Here is an 18705-nt window from a genome sequence, read left to right as displayed (position 1 = left end):
AAGTTGTAAAAAATTAATTGACTGAGACATGAATTTTAAATATATAACAAAACCTGTAAAAGTTGTTGCCATAGCCGCTATGATGTTATCCGGGCAGGCCTGTAACAACTTGCTGGACGAAGTAGTGGTATCAGGAATCGACAATGCTTACCTGAATACGCCCAAAGGATTTGAAGATGGCGTCAACTCTGCCTACTCAGCATTGCGGATTTATTACGCAACACAGCTAGGATTGACCATGACCGAATACGGAACGGATATATACGCAACAGGAGCTGATGGTAGCTATAAGGGTTTTCATTTCTACGATACACAAATGAACCCGACTGTCGACTATCTGGCGATCTTGTGGGATGAATTCTATCGCGGGATCAATACCTGCAATGCGATCATAGACAGAGCACCAAATGTAACTGGTGTAAGTGATGACGTGAAAAAATTGCGCATTGCGGAGGTTAAATTTCTTCGCGCCCATTATTACTTCATTTTATTTCAGCAATACGGCGGCGTAGATTTACGCCTGACAGAAACTGTGGTAGCTACCAAAGAAACGAAACGATATACTGATGCGGAGATGTACGCAGCAATTATCAAAGACATGACTGAGGCCATGGCTGACTTACCTGCTACTTCTGCACAGTATGGCCGTATCATCAAGCCTGTTGTGGAAATGGGACTGGCAAAAGTTTACCTCGCGAAAGCATATTCTGCACAAAAAGCACCGGATGATTTCACCAAGGCGGCTGATCTTTGTAAAAGTGTGACAACAAATTACAGTTTTAAATTACTGGACGATTTTGCAAGTGTTTTTGATGAAGGAAATCAGCGGAACACGGAAATCGTGTGGGCAGCTCAATATACTTCTGACCCGCTTACTAACCTTACCAACAATACCGGAGCGGTCAACGGAGGGAATAACCTGCACCTTTTCTTTGGTATGCAATATGACGTTCAGGCCGGTATGCAGCGTGATGTATTAAATGGGCGCCCATTTAAGCGACTCAGACCAACGACATATCTTACTGATGTTGTTTTTGGAGACAGAATCAATGACTCACGTTACAAAAAGACCTTTAAAGACACATGGTTGTCCAACAAACCGGGTACCTATAACACGGCGTTTGATGACTCGAAGGCCAGCGTAACTTTTGCTTCAGGCGATACTGCGATTTTTATCCCAGGGTTTGAAATGTCAAAAGAAGACAGAGCTAAAAGGAAGTATCAGGTTTTGGTGCCGAGCAAATATTCTGAGGCTTTGTTTCCTACGCTGAAAAAGTTTTTTGATACGAAACGTCCCGATATGACGTATGAAGCAGGAAGTCGTGACTATTTTGTATTCCGTCTGGCCGACACATATCTGATGCTTGCAGAGGCTCAACTGGGTGCCGGTAATGTAAAAGATGCAACCGCTGCGATCAATGTGGTACGTACGAGAGCTGGCTGGGCCGGTAAAAAAGACGCCATGGCTATCAAGGAATCTGAGATGACCTTTGAATTGCTGATGGAAGAAAGAGCGAGAGAATTGGCAGGTGAACAAACGCGCTGGATGGATCTCAAACGTTGGGGTAACTTGGTAGATCGTGTCAAAAAATACAATCCCCAGGCAGCTGCCAACGTAGCAGACAGACATTTAATAAGACCGATACCTCAAACGCAAATTGACCGTAGTGCAAAAAATGCAGAAGGTGTATCTGTTTTTGCTCAAAATCCTGGCTACTAATACACGATAGCTTGAATGGATTCGATTTTAACATAGTATAAAAACAGGCAGAGATTTTTTGGTTATCCTAAATCTCTGCCTGTTTTTTTCATACAGAGGAACGTTCAAAATACGTCTTTGATCATTATCGGCGTTTTGTCTTTTTCGACAATAAATAATAGTGTGACAAAAAATATTTCATCTCAGATCGGGAACACAATTTTCAATTTATTTGAATGTTAGACGACTGTTCCGGTCAGGGCCCTTTTGAAATTAAACTCGTCATCAAAACAAAACGCATTTCTAAACCTAAAATCAAAAGTTATTCATGAAAACAATTGATACCTCAGACCGCAGAATTTTCCTGCGCAATTTTTCCCTTGGCGCAGCAGCACTTCTAACTTCTTCTGCATGGGCGGAGACAATGTTGAAAAAGGGAGACATGAAAATCGGTTATTCAGCCATAACCTGGGGAGGTAAGGATGAACAGGCTATGGCTGATCTTGCAGGTTTAGGTTTTAAAGGAATTCAGTTGAGGGCAAATACTTTCGGTCCGTATCGTAATAAAGTTTCGGAATTAAAAGATTCACTGATAAAACATAATCTCACACTTTGCATGTTTTCAAGCGGTAATGTTGAGATAGATCCTGCAAAGTTTGAAAGTACTGTTGACACGCACGTTGCGCATGCCAGTTTTGTAAAAGCACTGGGTGGAAACGCGATTCAACTGACCAACAGTTTAAGGCCAAAAGATAGAAAACCAACAACAGAGGAGCTGAAAAAACTTGCGCAGGTAATGAATGAAATTGGTAAACAAACAGCTGACCTGGGCGTACAGGCAGTCTACCATAATCACATGAACCAACTCGGCGAAACTCCGGAAGAAGTGGATATTATCGTGCAGGCTATGGATCCAAGATATGCGAAACTGCTGCTGGATATTGCGCATTACAAACAGGGTGGAGGAGAACCTGAGGAGGCGGTTGTCAAATATAAAAATATCATTCATTCGCTCCATTTGAAGGATACCAAGCCGGCAGAAACTAAAAATGGATATAAGTTTGTGGAACTCGGACAAGGTCGGGTCAATGTGCCGGCGGTATTTGACGCATTGAACAAAATCAAATTCAAAGGCTGGGCCGTGATCGAACTGGATGGTGTGCCTGATCCCGATAAATCTCCTTTGGTATGTGCAGAGATAAATAAAAAATATATTACGGAAACGTTGAAGTATCCGCTGGGTTGATCGTTGTGATGATCTGTAAAAAATTATTTATTATCCAGGTAACATTAAAGCCGTTTTGTAAGGGTAATTTGCAGAAAACATCGTTATATGAAGAGAAGACTAAATAATAGCATTTTAGTCTTCTCGCCTTTTTTAGTGATCATAATATTTTTTTAATCCCGATGAATAAATTGAGAATTTGCCTTTTAGCAATGCTCTTAGCTAGTATCTTTTTTAATGCAAACGCGCAAAAATCAAAAGATGGCTGGCAGGACCTGTTTAATGGAAAAGATCTTTCCGGTTGGAAACAATTAAACGGAAAAGCAAAATACGAAGTAAAGGATGGAGCCATTGTTGGTACATCCGTGATGGATACGCCCAATTCATTTTTAACTACCGAAAAAAATTATGGTGATTTTATATTAGAGTTAGACGTAAAAGTAGATAACAAGCTGAATTCAGGAATTCAGATCAGAAGTCTTTCCAAGCCCGATTATCAGGACGGACGTGTTCACGGGTATCAGGTTGAGATCGATCCGAGCGACAGAGCCTGGTCGGGTGGACTTTATGATGAAGCGCGCCGCGGTTGGCTGTATTCGCTTGACATAAATCCGGAAGGTAAAAAGGCATTCAAGAAAGATGAATGGAACAAATACCGTATCGAAGCTATCGGAAATTCAATTAGGACTTTCGTCAATGGTGTGCCGGTTGCGGATGTTGTTGATGACGTAACGCCGAGTGGTTTCATCTGCTTACAGGTTCATTCCATTGGAAATAAAGACAATAGCCTGGAAGGTACTCAGGTGAGCTGGAAAAATGTACGTATAAAAACTACAAACCTCAAACCAAGTCCGAAAACCAATATTCGTATTGTAAATCTTATTCCAAACACGCTGGTGGATGCAGAAAAGGCGCAGGGATGGAAATTGTTGTACGATGGAAAATCAGTGGATCAGTGGCAGTCATATAGCGGGGCTGCATTTCCTGAAAAACGTTGGACCTACAACGACGGTACCATCACGATTGCAAAATCAGATGGATCTGAAACAGGAAATGATATTGTTACAAAAGAACTTTACGGACCAGCTTTTGAGTATCAGTTTCAATTCAAATTGACAGAAGGTGCGAACAGTGGCGTTAAATATTTTGTCGATAAAAAGTTTAATTCGGGTGGAAAATCTGGTGTTGGATTAGAGTTTCAAGTGCTTGATGACGCAAAACATCCTGATGCAAAAATGGGAAAAAATGGTAACCGGACTATTGGTTCACTTTACGATCTGATCGCTTCGGAAAAACCATATAATGCAATCAAAAAAATTGGGGAATGGAATTTGGGTCGCATTGTGGTTCATCCGGACGGCACTGTTCAGCACTTTTTAAATAATCATAAAGTAGTAGAGTATGTCCGCGGATCTCAGTCTTTTAAAGACTTGGTAGCAGAATCAAAGTTCAAGGGCTTTGAAGGATTTGGTCTTTCTGAGAAGGGATATTTGCTATTGCAGGATCACGGAGATAACGTTTCTTTCCGTAGCCTGAAAGTTAAAGTATTGAGTAAATAGATTGTAGTCTTTCAAAATTTCCATATAACCATGACCAGTAGAAGAGATTTTATCAAAAAGGCAGCTTTGGCTTCTGCCGGAGTAGCGGTGAGTGTCAATTCAGTGAATGCGTCTAGCTACCGTCGTATTCTAGGTGCCAATGATCGCGTTCGTGTTGGAATAATCGGTTTTTCCGACCGTTTCCGTAGCTCATTGGCACCTAGTTTTGCTGAGCATTCGAAAGAATTGAATTTCGAATTTATGGGTGTTTCCGATTTATGGAACCGTCGTCGTGATGAAGCTGAAAAGTTTATAAAAGGAAAGGGCTGGTCTGCCAGCGAATTTGTTAAAGCACGTAACAACGAGGAATTATTGGCTCGTAAGGATGTGGACGCCGTGATTATCAGTACTGCCGATTTTCAGCACGCGCTTCATTGCGTTGAGGCGGTAAAATCCGGCCGTGATGTATATGTTGAAAAACCTTTTGCAGAATCTCTGGCTGATGGAAAACTTGCCTTGAAGACTGTTGAAAGCTCAAAACAAATTGTTCAGGTAGGTTCGCAGCGCCGTAGCGCACCGAACTATCATGCTGCAAATGACTTCATAAAATCAGGCAAATTTGGAGATATTTCTATGGTCGAAATGACATGGAATGTGAATCAGCCTGGTCGCTGGAGACGTAAAGAGCTTGTTGAACAAATTAGAAAAGAAGACACTGACTGGGATCGTTTCTTGTTAAACCGTCCAAAAGTAGAATGGAATCCTCGTTTCTATCTTGAATATCGTTTGTTTTATCCATATTCATCCGGGCTTCCGGGACAATGGATGTCGCACCAAATTGATACAGTTCACTGGTTTTCAGGATTGGAAGCACCGCGCAGTGTTGTGGCAAATGGTGGTGTGTATGTTTGGAAAGATGGTCGTACCAATGCCGATACATTTTCGGCTACGTTCGATTATGGTCCGTTCGATAATCCTGATAAAGGTTTCCAGGTTATTTACTCGGCCCGTATGCACCAGGCTGCCGGCGATGTGAAAGAATATTACTATTCAAATGGTGGTATGATCAATCTTGATACCAATAAAATTACTTCTGAGGGTGGACTTACAGCAAAGGCTGCTGAGGCGATGGGAATGAAAGCCAACTTACTGACTGAAACTTCTTTGAAAGCTGGCGATAAAATAGCAACGGATGCAAACACAGGATCTGACCCTATGACTTCGCTTCACATGCGTAACTGGATGGAATGTGTTCGTAGCCGTAAAGAGCCAAATGCGCCAGCGCGTGCCGGTTTCAATCACTCGGTTGCCAATATTATGTCAACACAAGCTTTGCATACAGGTAAAAAAGTTACCTGGGATCCAAAGAAAAGCGACATCGTTCTAAGTTAAATTATTTGTTAAACGCAGAGGTGGTGAAAAGTCAGGCAGGGTAGGAGATTCAAAATATAATCTCTGGAGTCCGTGTTAAACCACGCGGGTGGCGGCTTGTCTGACTCTGCGTTTAAACCTTAAACCTCAGGATTGTGAAATTAAAACATACCAGCATAATAGTTGCTGCTTTTTCCATCGCGATGACCGGATTGGTTCAGGCTCAGAAAGTGGATTTGGTGGATAATAAAAAAGATAAAAAAGTTGAAGTGAGTATTGATGGGAAACCATTCACTTCTTATTTCTATCCAGGTGAAGATGTTTTAAAAAAGGCGGTTCTTTATCCGGTCATGACGGCAAAGGGAACGGTCGTTACGCGTGGCTGGCCTTTGGACCCTCGTCCGGGTGAGCGCGTAGATCATCCGCACCATGTGGGCGTCTGGCTGAATTATGAAGACGTAAACGGAAACGATTACTGGAATAATTCAGACGCTGTGGACCACGCCAAACGTGCTTACGGCACCATCATACATACGGGTATTACCAGTATGAAGGGCGGAAAAGATAAAGGAGAACTTTCTGTAACTGCGGACTGGGTTGACAAAGACGGTAAATTAACTTTGCAGGAAAAAACGACTTACGTTTTTAGTGGTAAGGGAAATAACAGAACTGTTGATCGCCTGACGACTTTGACGGCAGTAAACGGAGACGTTGCAATGCCGGATATCAAAGACGGAATGTTTGCAATCCGCGTTGCGAGAGCGCTGGAACTTCCTTCTACCAAACCGGAAATATTTACGGATGCTTCTGGTATTGCAACGAAAGTACCTTCTTTGAATAATGAAGGAATTACTGGAAATTACCGTAACAGCAACGGTGTAACCGGAGAAGATGTTTGGGCAAAAAGAGCGAAATGGTGTAATCTGACTGGTAAAATTAAGGATGAAAATATCAGCATTGCTATTATTGACCATCCCAAAAATGTTGGTTATCCTGCCTATTTTCATGCAAGAGGATATGGCCTTTTCGCAGTGAATCCGCTGGGTCAAAAGCCTTTTAGTAACGGAAAAGAAGTGCTTGATTTTAAATTGAAAAATGGTGAGTCAACTACGTTTCGTTACCGTTTGGTAGTAGCCTCTGAACATCTTTCAGACGATTCCTTAAATGCAATCGCAGCAGATTTTGCGAAAGTGAAATAAGAATTTTAGATAAATAATGTTTGTAATTAAAAGCCACCTGTTTTGCGACTCGCGAAACAGGTGGCTTTTAATTTATATTTTTAATTATTTCTCCACAACACGAAAAACCGGATAACGCATATATTCCTTCTCTCTGTGTGGTGAATTTTCATAAATAAATCTCAACTGCGCATCTCCGCTTTTGGCGAACGCTTCATCTGATTTTCTTTTTTCTTCGAGCTTTTGTTGAAGCTCAGGCGATTTGCTCAAAAGATCTGCTGCCAAGTCCTCGAAAACATAACTGGAATATCCTTCCTTGGCCTGTAATATGGAATCGAAAAAATTCCATTTAAAAAACGAATCGACTGCTTTGGGTTCAAGCGTTTCGACGATATATCGGTTTGTCCATTGATTCACCGGGATATACCAGTCACCTTTTCGGAACTTTACTTTTTTCTTTTCTGTGCGCAGTTCCGTGTTTGTGTGCCAGTAATGTCCTTCGTAAGGCGTTTTCGGTGCATCGTAACTTTGAATATAATAAACCTCAACTTCCCGTTCTTCGTCTTTTTCAATCGGTATCATTTGAACCTGATTCAGTTTCAAAAGCTCAATAACGTTGAACCAACCTTGCGGAATAATGTAAGCAGTCGGTTTGCTCACAATTTCCAAAGGCTCATAGGTATCATAAAAAGGCACTTTTACATTTAATGGCTTGGTGCGGTTATAATGAAGTCTGTCTTTTCCGCTGATTTTGCTGGGAAAATATTCAGGCTGGTAACCTTTGAAATCAATTTCAGTAAATTTCTCTTTGTTGTTCTGCCACGTGATTGCGAATTTTTCCTGCGTTTTTACTGCTTCCTTCGTTTCATAGCGCATCCGTAAAATCTGTTTTCTGTATTTCGCCAGCACCTTCAGATTTCCGTGCAAATAGGCATACGTCGCCTTTACTCTTTGGTCATAAGGCTTCAACATGTGCGTCTCCGTCATGACACCGATCGTATGAAAAAGTGCTGCATAACCTGTTGAATACCTGGGCCAGTCAGGAAACTGGGTGAAACCTTTATCAGGCGTTTGTCCGAATGTGTTTACATAAGGTGTGGCCTCAAAGCCTGCATCTTTCAGAAATTGATACATAAACGGAAGGAAAGTTTCCTTGTGAAATTTTCCCAGCGAACCGCCCAGCTTATCTTGCTGTGCGTAATCGAGCGTCATAACATACTGATAATCGGCGCCATTGCTTACGTGTGTATCAGCAAAAAGATCAGGATCAAGCTCGTGGAAAATAGCTGCAAAACTTTTTGCATTTCTTGTATCATTTTTAATAAAATCCCGATTCAAATCATAGTGCCGGGCATTACCGCGAAAGCCATATTCCACAGGGCCGTCCTGGTTTGTACGTGTCGTACTGTTACGATTCAAAGCGCCGCCTATATTGTAAAAGGGAATTATGGCCAGGACAACACTATCAAGTTCCGGGAATTTTTCTGGATGCGTGGCAATGTCGCGGAGCAAATGCATGGAAGCATCCACGCCGTCAGGTTCGCCGGGATGAATGGCATTGTTAATAAAAAGAATGGCCTTTCCCTGTGCTTTTAGTTTTTTTATATCAAAAGATTTATTTTTTGAATAAAGTACCAGACTTAAAGGTTTCCCGCTGTCTGTCAAACCTTTTTCGGTGATCTGGATTTGTGGAAAATTTTTCGCCAGCAGTTTGTAGTAGGCAATTCCTTCTTCGTAGGTTGGAGTTTCCTTTCCACCACTTTTTTCGAATCGCGTCTGATACTGCGCCAGGGAAACAGTGGAAATAAATAAAAATAGAGATAGTAGGAATTTTTGCATCGGTATAAAAAAATTGCATAAAGACAATTTTAGTGATAAGACTGTCGATATGCAATTTCCCCGTCAGAAAATGACGTTTTATTCTTCGTTTTCAGCAACATTATCGGCATGCGAAGTTGCTTCATAACTATTCGCATATTTAATATCGTCCAGCCAATATGTTGAGCTTACGATATCAAAAGTGATTTCATTATCTTTTTTATCAACTGTTTCGAGCTGCCAGATAATGTTTTCAGCTTCTTCGAAAGTTGTGCCTTCCACCTGATCACCAAAAAGACGGTTGACAAGATTGTGATCCGACATTCCCTGGGCAAGAATTCGGACGATTGGCGCCTTCGGGTTTTCCTCGAAAATAGAGAGGCTTTCAGGATTTTCGCCCGAAATTTTCAACTGAAATCTTACCGCTTCTGCTCTTGGGAATTTCCCATTGTAGGCTTCGTATAAAAGTTGCGTCGCTTCATAAAAGCTGATGTGAAGGTCAAGTTTTGGATTTTCCTCCCAAAGCTTTTCTGTGAGCATCTGGTGCGACAAATTTTCAATCTGGCCATCTGTCAGTTCATCCTCGATCAAATATTCCAAAACCACTTTCGCTGCCTCCGCTGGTTCATAGTCGGTAATTGACATAAAGCACATTTCTTTCAGCTCCGATGCCTGAATTTCTTCCGGATTTTCGTAATCCATTTTTACTAACAATGCCTTGTAATCCTCGTTAGTCCATGAACCAGGAAGTTCCTGAATGGTAGTAAATGACGAAACCTCAACTGCGAATTTATTCTTGTCTTCCATAAATTTTGATTAGAATAGCTTAAAAATCTGGTCTTCTCAGAAAAGTACTTCCCGTAAACAATTAAAATAAAGCGGGAAAGTGCCTTATGGTTGATTAGACGCCAAATTTTGGATTAAGTAATCCAGCTATTCATACAAGGAAAACTGTGCCAGCAACAGAATAACTATCTTTTCATTAACTTTTCCCGCATTGTTTTTTTGAAGAAATAGGCGACAGGGAAAAGTAAAGTGATCACAACGGCTGGCAAAAAGAATGATCCAAGCCCATCTGTGACGTGGTCAACGATTAGGTTCGTAATGACCATAATATAAATAAAACCGATCATGACCATCAGTTTCAAAAATCTTACAATCCTGATTGCAAAGTCCAGATTTTTATTGGGAATGGCAGTAGCCTTAGGTGAGGCAAATACATACTTAATCGTCAATGTGATTGAGAAAAATATGAAACATGCGATACCCAAAACAGCAAAAAGGAAAAGTTTATTTCCAAAACCGTTGGGTCTTCCTACAATATTGAAATGAACCGGTATGGTATCCGGGACACGGAAATAAGTAAAAACCGTAATAATAACCAGCGTTGCCAGGCCAAACCAGCCAGCAGTATCCAGCATTTTGTCGATTTTGGAAAACCCGGATTTTGGATTTATTTTCTTTGAAGTTGAAGATTTTGCCATCAGATCATTTTTGACTGCAAATTTAGCGTTTATATTTCTCTATAAGGAATAAATAGGGGTCTAAAAGATGATGTACAAACACGTCTTTTTCTGAATCGGGAAACAATTTGAAATATTCTTCGTCGCCAAGTAAAGTGATTGTAGGCCCTATGCGTACATAATCGGCAGTATGGGAATAAGTTGGAGGAGCAAATTCCGGTAGCGTTTTCTTCACCATTTTGGACGCAAAACCGCCCAGATATTTTTCATAATTGCGCTGCGCTTTTTCACTTGGTTTTTTGAGTTGCTTGTAGGCATGACGCAACGCGACGCGGGTGAAAAGTTTCTGCTTTTTTACAACGGCATCAATGTCTTTAAATGGATTGACATCATTAAAATCACCCAAAGTCTGGACGGAAAAAGGTGTCTGAGGAACCCAATCTGCGCCGTTGATGATATTTATTCCCCAGCCTCCATCGACTAGGCTTTCATATTCGTAACCGTAGTAAACATTTCCTGCTTTTGGTGCGGCGCTGCTGTAAGTTTTAAAACGGATATCTTTTAGAATGACGTTCTCTTTTTGAAGATTATATAAATACGAGGTCATCAGGTAGCTCAGTGCGCCACCCTGGCTATGGCCCATAATGATGAAATTTTTAATTCCTTTTTTATAACAGGAATCAATTTTAGGCAGCATGTCGGTTCCAAGGTAAGCAACACCGATCAGCCAGCCTACATGAACCGCCGCGCGTGGATTGTCGGCCAGATGATATTCAAAAGTAAAGCTATTGGAAAGTTTCAATTCTCCTTTCGCAGGAACCATTGCTGCATAAAAATTTTGCAGCCAGCTCACAGGATTTACCGTTGTGCCCCTCAAATTAACTACTGCCACATTGGATTTATCATTCACCCAAAGATCCCAGCGGTTATCCATTCCCATCACAGGCGACCGGTAAGCATATTGGAAGTGAACCGGAAATGGTAGTTTATTTTTTGTAGTATCGTAAAGTCTTGCATGCATGTGCATCAGCTCAACATATTCTGATTTGTCAAAACCAGGTTTCAGTATCATGTTTTGGGCATTCACCTGCCTCGTCGAAATCAGGAAAAGAGCTATCCATAGAAGAAATGAAAAATATTTCACCAGTCTTTTTGAATGTACCTGAAGTGTGATCATAGCCGTAATTTGATATCAGGTAAATATAAAAATTAATATTGTGCGAAGGTTATATGAATCGAGTTACCGGTAAGTTTTTAAGCCGGTTTTTGTTGCCGATCTGCATTTAATTTCCGCTTGCTGAGTTATTAGAATACCCTTAAAGATTGCATTACAAGGCATTTTCATTTTTATGGCTGCTATTAATTTTTTATTTTAGCCAGTCTAAAAAATATTTTCATGGAGTTATACTATTCGTTTTCTGTTTTAATTGTCATATCCGCCATCTTTGCTTACATTAATGCAAGGTTTTTAAAATTGCCCGCTTCTATTGGTGTCATGGTCATCGCACTTCTCGTCTCTCTTGGATTATTAGCGACCGATAATATATTTCCGCACACTTTCGACAGAGTCACTACGCTGCTTCAAAGCATCGATCTTACAGAAATTTTGATGGGCGCAATGTTAAACTTTCTACTTTTTGCCGGTGCCATCCATATTCACCTTGAAGACCTTAAAGAACAGCGAATTCCGGTCATGGTTTTTTCAACGATCAGTGTCGTGATTTCCACTTTTGTGATTGGATTATTGATGTATGAAATATTGCCATGGCTTGGGCTGGGAATTCCATTGATCCAATGCCTGGTTTTCGGTGCGCTGATTTCTCCTACGGACCCGATCGCTGTGCTGGGGATTTTGAAACAAGCTGGCGTACCTAAATCACTGGAAACTAAAATTGCAGGAGAATCTCTTTTTAATGATGGTATGGCGGTTGTGGTTTTTATCATTATGCTGGCGTTGGCAAGAGGCGAAGAAGTTAATACCTCTTTTGCAGGAATTTCAACGTTGCTTGCCAAAGAAGCGTTAGGAGGAATATTACTTGGCGTCGTGCTTGGATTTATCGGTTCACATGCCAATAACAAAGTTGATGGCTACAATGTCCACGTGCTTATCACGCTCGCGATCGTAATGGGTGGTCATTTGATTGCCGAAGCAATGCACATGTCGGGGCCACTCGCTATGGTAGCTGCTGGATTGATGGTTGGTAACTATGGAAAAAACCTTGGTAACATTACCGAGACCGAGCAGGACTATCTGGATAAATTCTGGGAGCTTATTGATGAAATCCTGAACGCACTATTATTCCTGATCATCGGCTTTGAATTATTACTGATTCCCGACCTGAGACAATATTTCTGGATTGGAATGATTTCTATCCTTGTCGTGCTTTTCGCTCGTTTTGTTTCAATCTACATTCCTGTTAAAATCATCCCGTTCCGTAAGAAGTTTGGAAAAAAATCGATCATTATTTTGGTGTGGGGAGGTTTGCGGGGAGGTGTTTCTATTGCATTGGCGTTGTCCATCGATAACGACCTCAATAAAAATTTACTACTGGCGATTACTTATTTCGTAGTTCTCTTCTCCATTATTGTCCAGGGACTAACGGTTGGAAAACTGACAGGAAAGATTGAAAATGCCGAAGAAGCGATCATTTAAAATAACGTAGCGCAGGAAATTATTTATTCTCCTGTGCAACTTTTTTTATAAGATCGTTCGTCTTGCTCAACCAAACATCCTGCGCCTGACAAGTCCAGTGTGAGTCACCTTTTAAATATGACTTTTCCTTCATTCTTCTGAAATCCGCCAAAACATCTATATAAGGCATATCCAGTTTAGGATGTGCGTAAACACGGCTGATCAGTTGGTTATATTCTCCATATTCAGGCATAACAACCGATACTTTATTGGGAATGATAGATAAAATAACATGATCAAAACCTAGTTTCTTAGCGATTGAATGGCTTTCTGCAAGATTTGTCATCATCGTATCGAGCTCAGTGTCCGCAAGTTTCGAAAAGGAAGATGTGCTTTTTGGCGTATCTGTATCCATGTAGTAAACAAGGCTTTTGTCATCGTTCACCAGTGTCACTTTTTTATCGGCCCGGTGAAAGAAATTATACGTAAAAGCAGCCTTCATTTCTTTAATTTTCAACATCCAGTCATTTTGAAAAAACGCTACATCAAGCCGCGTTTCTGCCGGATCAGCGGCAAAAGCGTGATCCAGTTTTTGCATAAAAGAAGGTTCCGGCCCGGACATGACAAATGTCGCCGAATCAGGAATAATGTTCTGGATAGGAGACACCATTTTTTCTCTGAAATGCCTTTCCACGCATTCCATCAATAAAATATTAGTTTTCGTAGTATCCGGTTTTATATGCAGGATATTGTCCCAGTGCACATACTGGTATTCGTCTACAGCGAAATCGTCTTTTCCAACTCTTTCTTTTTCAGTAAAACTATCTCCGATGATATACAGACAGACCTTTTTTGCACTGCTTCTTTTCGTCACATTTACCTGTTTTGGGCATGGTTTTACCGGATCTTTAAATTGGGGGAGATTCGATAATCTGTATAAATCCCCGAATTGGTATCCGTCTTTGATTAATTTCCATTCGCCGAGTTTGGCATAAATGGAAGGACTTAATCCCACCAGCCAGACCAGAGAAAATAGTACTAAACATAGGTACTTGATATACTTCATAAACTAACGCAGCTTAATTGACCATACCTGAACTTTCTTTTCAGACCGGCTGAAAATAAGTAGTTTGGAGTAGGATGGCAAATAGGTTAATTGAACTTTCAATTCGGAAGGTATAGGTTTGTCGCCCAGACGCTTTCCGGTCATATCAAAAATGGTGGTATAGTTTCCTGACCGGATCGTGATGAAACGGTTATCAACGCCAAAGAAATGATACTGGATAATCGAATTTGGCAAAAGATTTTTAATTTCAAAAAGCTCATTTCCATCTTTTGTCAAAAATGCGGCCTTGTTTGCAGATGTTCTGACCAAAATCCAGTCCAGAGAATTCCGGTCAAAGACTGTTTTAAACTGGCTCGCAGGTTCTGGCCGCAATAGCTGAGTCTGGGATTTAATCTTTCCATCCATACTGATGCGGATTAATTCACCGTATACACTCACACCAACTAACTCGGACTGGCCCGTGGAGGGGTTTTGAGTCCAGGTAAACGGGCTTTCTGTTCTGGCCAGAATGTCAACCGGAAAGCCTTCACGTACAGCACCATTGGATTTTAAGAGAAATATTTTTCCATTCCTCTGTGTAATTATATAGTTTCTGTTCCCAATCTGGTTCAGCGAAATAACCGGGCTTTGAATATTGTCAAAACGATTAGCTACATTCAATTTGCGAATGTTTTTCATTACACTTTCCCAGATGTATAATTCGCCCATTTCGTCACTGACTATGAACCGGTTACTACCATCTTCGCCACCATCGATCATATACAAGGCTGTGATCGCACTGGCCGACGGAATTCCTTTTGAGAAACTGGTAATCACGTGCGTCGAATCGTCTTCGTCAATAGCATATACAGAACTGGACGTTGCGAAAATCCGTTGCTGACGGCCAATATTCAAGAAATCAACCTTGTAAGCAGATGTGACAATTGGGCCGTTTAATTTTGTTATCGTTTCCGTTTTTCCTGTTTTCAAATTGTTGACCCGTAGAAGATTATTTTCTTCGTCGGTTAACAAAACTTCCGAAGTACCGTCAATCGGATTTTGCAGCGCGGTAAGTTCAGTATCATATAAAACCGGCCATTCAATGTCAATATTCAGGAAAGTGCGGTTAAGAACTTTGTTGGCCGTCTGTCTTTTCTTTGGGTTCAGTGTAATTTCCGGATAAGCATCGCTGCCGTCGTAACGACATTGTAAAATAACCGACTCAATTTTCGCTGACAAATCGGTGTAAGATTTTGCACTCAACCCTTCACCACGTGACTGCGCTTTTCTTAGATTGACAACCAGCGATAGTTGTGCATCAGATTTTGCACTCGTCAGGACACTATCATATTCCGGCGATTGTTTCCACGTTAGCTGGTTTTCATAATCCACAATGTAATTTTGAAGTACCTGCGAATTATTGCTCATCACGAGATAGGGCGCAATATAGGTTACGTACGTCCTCGGAAAACCGGAAAACATGGATCCGTAAATTCCGGCAGGCAGCTCGGGAATGGCAACGGAATAAATATCATAACCTTGAAATTGATCCGTCGAAACATTCGATTCTGGCGTTGAAAGTTTCGCGAGTTTTTTAAGAACAGGTCTTAATTTATCGTAATTTGAAAATTCGGCGAGCAAAATTTTGCCATCGCTGATGCTGTTGTTTTCTTCGAGCTGGCAAAGTATCAACTCTGAACCCAGATTTTCCAGCAGCAGAGTGCTTTCTTTTCCAACATGATAAACCAGTTTTTGCCAGGCTTCAGATTTCTGTTTTTTATGCCATTTCAGAAATTGCTTCTGAAAGTCAGCCTTTTCTTTTACTGCAAAACGATAGAAATAAGAAGTCTGCTGAGATATATGTTTGTGCCCTTTAAAAGGTAGTCCGGAGTTATCTTTTAACCAGTTGGTAATATAATAATCCGGAGAATCTGTACCGTTTGATATTAACTGCAGCTTGTTTTCTGTATCCTTATTTTCTGCATGATAATCCTGATATTTTGGAAAAGCCTGAGCAAACTCGGAAAAATTACTGCCATGATTCGTTATTGGTATCACCGATTTCCAGGCTTCATTTTTCAAATAAATACTCGTTCCGTAATTGGAATCATCACTTTTAGCAAATTTTGATTGCAGATCAGCTCTGGAGATGCTCAACGACGATGCACGCACAACATCTTCTATCAAATCACCATAGTAACTTAGAATCAGGAAATTGTCCTTTATCACATACGAAAAAAGCGGCTGTGATTTTGTATCATTGATATCCGTGATCCTGTTATCCTGGAAGGTATGGTGCAGAACACGAATTCCATTATGCTGCGGACTGTCTAACCACTTGACGTCCTGCTCTTCATCAACCGGAATATACATCACCACAGCCCATTCCGTATTCGTTCTGGGGTGATAGGAGTAGGAAATATTCTTGCCCTTTAAAAACTTATTCAGCTTTTTAACATCCGGGGATAACAAGTTCAACAGCGACAAGTTATCACTCGCTATATCCAGAAAGGGCAGTCTTTTCAGATCCAGTTTTGCATCGGTTGCCTGATAAACGGAATCCTGTAAATGTTCACTCGTGATCACAACGACTGCATTTGAAGGAATATATTTCCAGGCGGCCGCGGACCCACGTGACCATTTGAATAGAAAATATCCTGCCGGAACCAGAATGGCTGCCAGCAGGATAGTAATAATTAGTTTTTTCGACACGGGCTTAATGAGTAGGCAGTTTCTTGTAGAACGAATTACAGGAAGCTGTATTTATTTATAAATATAAAAAATACTCAATTTGAGCTGTTTTCTCTTTATTAAGCACGGATCGCTTTCACGTGCTGGTTTAGTTCCAGACGGAAACGTAGCAATTCTTTAAAGCTGCGGATACAAACTTTCCAAAGATTCCACTTCACGATCGACACCTCTCCGGTTTCGCGGTCCTTGTGGGTAATCGGTATGTCAAACAACTCCTGACCAGATTTTTTTGCCATAACCGACAAGAAAATATTCGGAGCGAAAGGCTCGGGATTTGGAAGTTGATTCATTAATTTTTGAAGAAATGTTCCTTTAATCAAACGGAAAGGAATATTGCTGTCCATGATAAAAGTTCCATAAACGAACGAGATCGTCGCTCTTAAAAACTTGGTTATGAACAAACGGACACCAGCATCGTGACGTACTTCACGATAGCCAAGGATAAAGTCTGACTGGCTGCGTTTGTTCCAAAGTTTGTCAAAATCGTCTGAAATAAACTGGTCGTCACTATCCGTTTGGAATACATACTGTGAGTTTAATTCCAAAGCTTTGCGATAGCCATTCACAACAGCATTTCCGTGACCACCATTTTTTTGATTGACAACGGTAAGATTCGTTACTTCTTTTTCCAGCTTGTCCAAAAGAATTTTTGTATTATCCTTTGAACCATCGTTAATAACGATTAGTGTGGTATTGTCGTTCGGGAATTTATTTTTCAGGAAACTGGTCCAGTTATGTACTACTTTTTCGATACAATCTTGTTCATTGTATGCTGGCATTACTATACTAAGAAGGAACGTCATGCAGAGAATTATTTGGTATGTTGATGCAAAATTAAGGAAAAAAGCCTGTATACTAAAATTGGATATTTTTTATTTACTAAGCGTAACGATCTTTTAACGAATTAATTGGTTTTTCGAAGAAATGCCAGGAAAGCGATGCAACAAAAATAGTTAATAACGAAAAGAGACAAGCTTCAAATGTCAGAGAACCTTCCAGTGCCGGAAAATTACGGTAAATCTTGTGCAGCAGCCTGACGGTTGGGTGGTTTGGACCGCTGTGATAATGGTTGTAAATGAAGTTGTGATAGAGGTAAATCCCATAACTGATCCTGCCCAGATAAACACTGACAGGATTTTCAAGGAAAAGTCGCATCGCGCCTCCGTATCCCGTAACTGCCCGTCCGATAAGGAAAAAGCTGAAAATGGAAGATACCAGACGATCAAAAACTACATCCACGACATTGTGAATATTGTCGTAGGATTTGTTCCAGTACTGCATTAATATCCAGCCAAGAAGCGCTAATACCACTGGCCAGGTTTTATCGAAAAGTTTTAAAAATGTTTCTTTTTTGTAAAGCTGAAGCCAGGCCATTAATCCGCCCAGTGCGAAAGAATCGAGGCAAGCCGGCATTGTCACGTAAGAAACACTCCAATCTTTTCCCGAAAAATAAAAATAGAAACGGAGCAAAACACTGCATACGCCCATCACGGCGAGCCAGGGAATTAGATTTTTTCTGGAAACGAAAAATATCAGGAATGGGAAGAAAAGATAAACCTGTTCTTCCACGGCCAGTGACCAAAGGTGATCTGATGAGCCGAGCCAGGTTTGATATACGGCGATATAAATGTTAGTCCCATACAATGCCAGCCACGCAAATTTCTCACGAACGGGCGGCACATTCAAAATAAATAAAATAGCAAGCAGCAGATAATAAATTGGGAAAATTCTTATAGTCCTTCTGATCAGGAACTTACGAATATATTTTTTAAATCCTTCGGGCTGCGGCTCGTATGTTTCTTTACTTTTTAGAAGAATTCTGCTGATCAAAAATCCACTTAAAACAAAGAATATTGTAACGCCTAGTTTACCGTAAGGAATCACATTGACGCCGGTGTAAAAATGGTCGATAAGCACAAGCGCAACTGCAATGAAGCGGATTCCGTCGAGTTGTATGATATGACCTTTTGAAGTTGCGTGCATAG

Annotated in this window: 14 protein-coding genes; 6 read left to right on the top strand and 8 right to left on the bottom strand. The window is 40.8% G+C overall.

Going from position 1 to position 18705, the window contains the following annotated elements:
- Positions 1–28: 28 nt before the first annotated feature.
- The 5 genes from AC1XUO_RS11625 to AC1XUO_RS11605 all read left to right on the top strand — a co-directional run bounded on the left by AC1XUO_RS11625 (position 29) and on the right by AC1XUO_RS11605 (position 7032).
- Entirely contained in the window at positions 29–1720 is a 1692-nt protein-coding gene (locus tag AC1XUO_RS11625) for a RagB/SusD family nutrient uptake outer membrane protein (RefSeq protein WP_483329960.1), read from the top strand.
- Positions 1721–2027: 307 nt separating this feature from the next.
- Positions 2028–2945: a sugar phosphate isomerase/epimerase family protein gene (locus AC1XUO_RS11620; RefSeq protein ID WP_483329959.1), complete on the top strand. Its 918-nt coding sequence runs from the start codon at positions 2028–2030 to the stop codon at positions 2943–2945.
- 191 nt (positions 2946–3136) lie between these two features.
- Positions 3137–4483, top strand: a complete 1347-nt coding sequence (locus AC1XUO_RS11615) for a 3-keto-disaccharide hydrolase (RefSeq protein WP_483329958.1) — start codon at positions 3137–3139, stop codon at positions 4481–4483.
- A 30-nt stretch (positions 4484–4513) separates the two neighbouring features.
- The gene (locus tag AC1XUO_RS11610) at positions 4514–5854 is read left to right on the top strand and encodes a Gfo/Idh/MocA family protein (protein ID WP_483329957.1); all 1341 of its coding nucleotides are present in this window, start codon (positions 4514–4516) and stop codon (positions 5852–5854) included.
- 182 nt (positions 5855–6036) lie between these two features.
- Complete coding sequence (locus AC1XUO_RS11605) at positions 6037–7032, top strand: DUF6807 domain-containing protein (RefSeq protein WP_483330397.1); 996 nt, start codon at positions 6037–6039, stop codon at positions 7030–7032.
- A gap of 84 nt (positions 7033–7116) precedes the next feature.
- Here AC1XUO_RS11605 and AC1XUO_RS11600 read toward each other — a convergent pair whose 3' ends face one another.
- The 4 genes from AC1XUO_RS11600 to AC1XUO_RS11585 all read right to left on the bottom strand — a co-directional run bounded on the left by AC1XUO_RS11600 (position 7117) and on the right by AC1XUO_RS11585 (position 11469).
- A complete protein-coding gene (locus tag AC1XUO_RS11600) occupies positions 7117–8850 on the bottom strand; it encodes a M14 family metallopeptidase (RefSeq protein WP_483329956.1) in 1734 nt (577 codons plus the stop codon).
- Between the two features lie 78 nt (positions 8851–8928).
- On the bottom strand, positions 8929–9636 hold the full coding sequence (locus AC1XUO_RS11595) for a hypothetical protein (RefSeq protein WP_483329955.1): 708 nt from the start codon (positions 9634–9636) through the stop codon (positions 8929–8931).
- Between the two features lie 164 nt (positions 9637–9800).
- Complete coding sequence (locus AC1XUO_RS11590) at positions 9801–10313, bottom strand: DUF1648 domain-containing protein (RefSeq protein WP_483329954.1); 513 nt, start codon at positions 10311–10313, stop codon at positions 9801–9803.
- 22 nt (positions 10314–10335) lie between these two features.
- The gene (locus tag AC1XUO_RS11585) at positions 10336–11469 is read right to left on the bottom strand and encodes a lipase family protein (RefSeq protein ID WP_483329953.1); all 1134 of its coding nucleotides are present in this window, start codon (positions 11467–11469) and stop codon (positions 10336–10338) included.
- Between the two features lie 219 nt (positions 11470–11688).
- Between AC1XUO_RS11585 and AC1XUO_RS11580 the strand changes: the two genes are divergently transcribed.
- The gene (locus AC1XUO_RS11580; protein WP_483329952.1) at positions 11689–12945 is read left to right on the top strand and encodes a cation:proton antiporter; all 1257 of its coding nucleotides are present in this window, start codon (positions 11689–11691) and stop codon (positions 12943–12945) included.
- Between the two features lie 19 nt (positions 12946–12964).
- On the opposite strand, the gene AC1XUO_RS11575 is transcribed toward AC1XUO_RS11580, so the two are convergent.
- The 4 genes from AC1XUO_RS11575 to AC1XUO_RS11560 form a co-directional block, all read right to left on the bottom strand.
- The gene (locus tag AC1XUO_RS11575; RefSeq protein ID WP_483329951.1) at positions 12965–13990 is read right to left on the bottom strand and encodes a hypothetical protein; all 1026 of its coding nucleotides are present in this window, start codon (positions 13988–13990) and stop codon (positions 12965–12967) included.
- 3 nt (positions 13991–13993) lie between these two features.
- Entirely contained in the window at positions 13994–16681 is a 2688-nt protein-coding gene (locus tag AC1XUO_RS11570) for a DUF3352 domain-containing protein (protein WP_483329950.1), read from the bottom strand.
- A 98-nt stretch (positions 16682–16779) separates the two neighbouring features.
- Positions 16780–17523 (bottom strand): glycosyltransferase family 2 protein, encoded by a 744-nt coding sequence (locus tag AC1XUO_RS11565; protein WP_483329949.1) that lies wholly within the window; start codon positions 17521–17523, stop codon positions 16780–16782.
- 76 nt (positions 17524–17599) lie between these two features.
- Positions 17600–18703 (bottom strand): acyltransferase family protein, encoded by a 1104-nt coding sequence (locus tag AC1XUO_RS11560; RefSeq protein WP_483329948.1) that lies wholly within the window; start codon positions 18701–18703, stop codon positions 17600–17602.
- Positions 18704–18705 lie beyond the last annotated feature (2 nt).

It is taken from the genome of Dyadobacter sp. HNCC25DJ186 (assembly GCF_056895235.1).
Note: the sequence above shows the minus strand (reverse complement) of the source record. Positions and strands in the feature narration are given on the sequence as shown.

Coding starts and splice junctions, on each gene's coding strand:
- AC1XUO_RS11625 (WP_483329960.1), top strand. CDS start 29: ATGAATTTTAAATATATAACAAAACCTGTAAAAGTTGTTGCCATAGCC.
- AC1XUO_RS11620 (WP_483329959.1), top strand. CDS start 2,028: ATGAAAACAATTGATACCTCAGACCGCAGAATTTTCCTGCGCAATTTT.
- AC1XUO_RS11615 (WP_483329958.1), top strand. CDS start 3,137: ATGCTCTTAGCTAGTATCTTTTTTAATGCAAACGCGCAAAAATCAAAA.
- AC1XUO_RS11610 (WP_483329957.1), top strand. CDS start 4,514: ATGACCAGTAGAAGAGATTTTATCAAAAAGGCAGCTTTGGCTTCTGCC.
- AC1XUO_RS11605 (WP_483330397.1), top strand. CDS start 6,037: ATGACCGGATTGGTTCAGGCTCAGAAAGTGGATTTGGTGGATAATAAA.
- AC1XUO_RS11600 (WP_483329956.1), bottom strand. CDS start 8,850: ATGCAAAAATTCCTACTATCTCTATTTTTATTTATTTCCACTGTTTCC.
- AC1XUO_RS11595 (WP_483329955.1), bottom strand. CDS start 9,636: ATGGAAGACAAGAATAAATTCGCAGTTGAGGTTTCGTCATTTACTACC.
- AC1XUO_RS11590 (WP_483329954.1), bottom strand. CDS start 10,313: ATGGCAAAATCTTCAACTTCAAAGAAAATAAATCCAAAATCCGGGTTT.
- AC1XUO_RS11585 (WP_483329953.1), bottom strand. CDS start 11,469: ATGATCACACTTCAGGTACATTCAAAAAGACTGGTGAAATATTTTTCA.
- AC1XUO_RS11580 (WP_483329952.1), top strand. CDS start 11,689: ATGGAGTTATACTATTCGTTTTCTGTTTTAATTGTCATATCCGCCATC.
- AC1XUO_RS11575 (WP_483329951.1), bottom strand. CDS start 13,990: ATGAAGTATATCAAGTACCTATGTTTAGTACTATTTTCTCTGGTCTGG.
- AC1XUO_RS11565 (WP_483329949.1), bottom strand. CDS start 17,523: ATGACGTTCCTTCTTAGTATAGTAATGCCAGCATACAATGAACAAGAT.
- AC1XUO_RS11560 (WP_483329948.1), bottom strand. CDS start 18,703: ATGCACGCAACTTCAAAAGGTCATATCATACAACTCGACGGAATCCGC.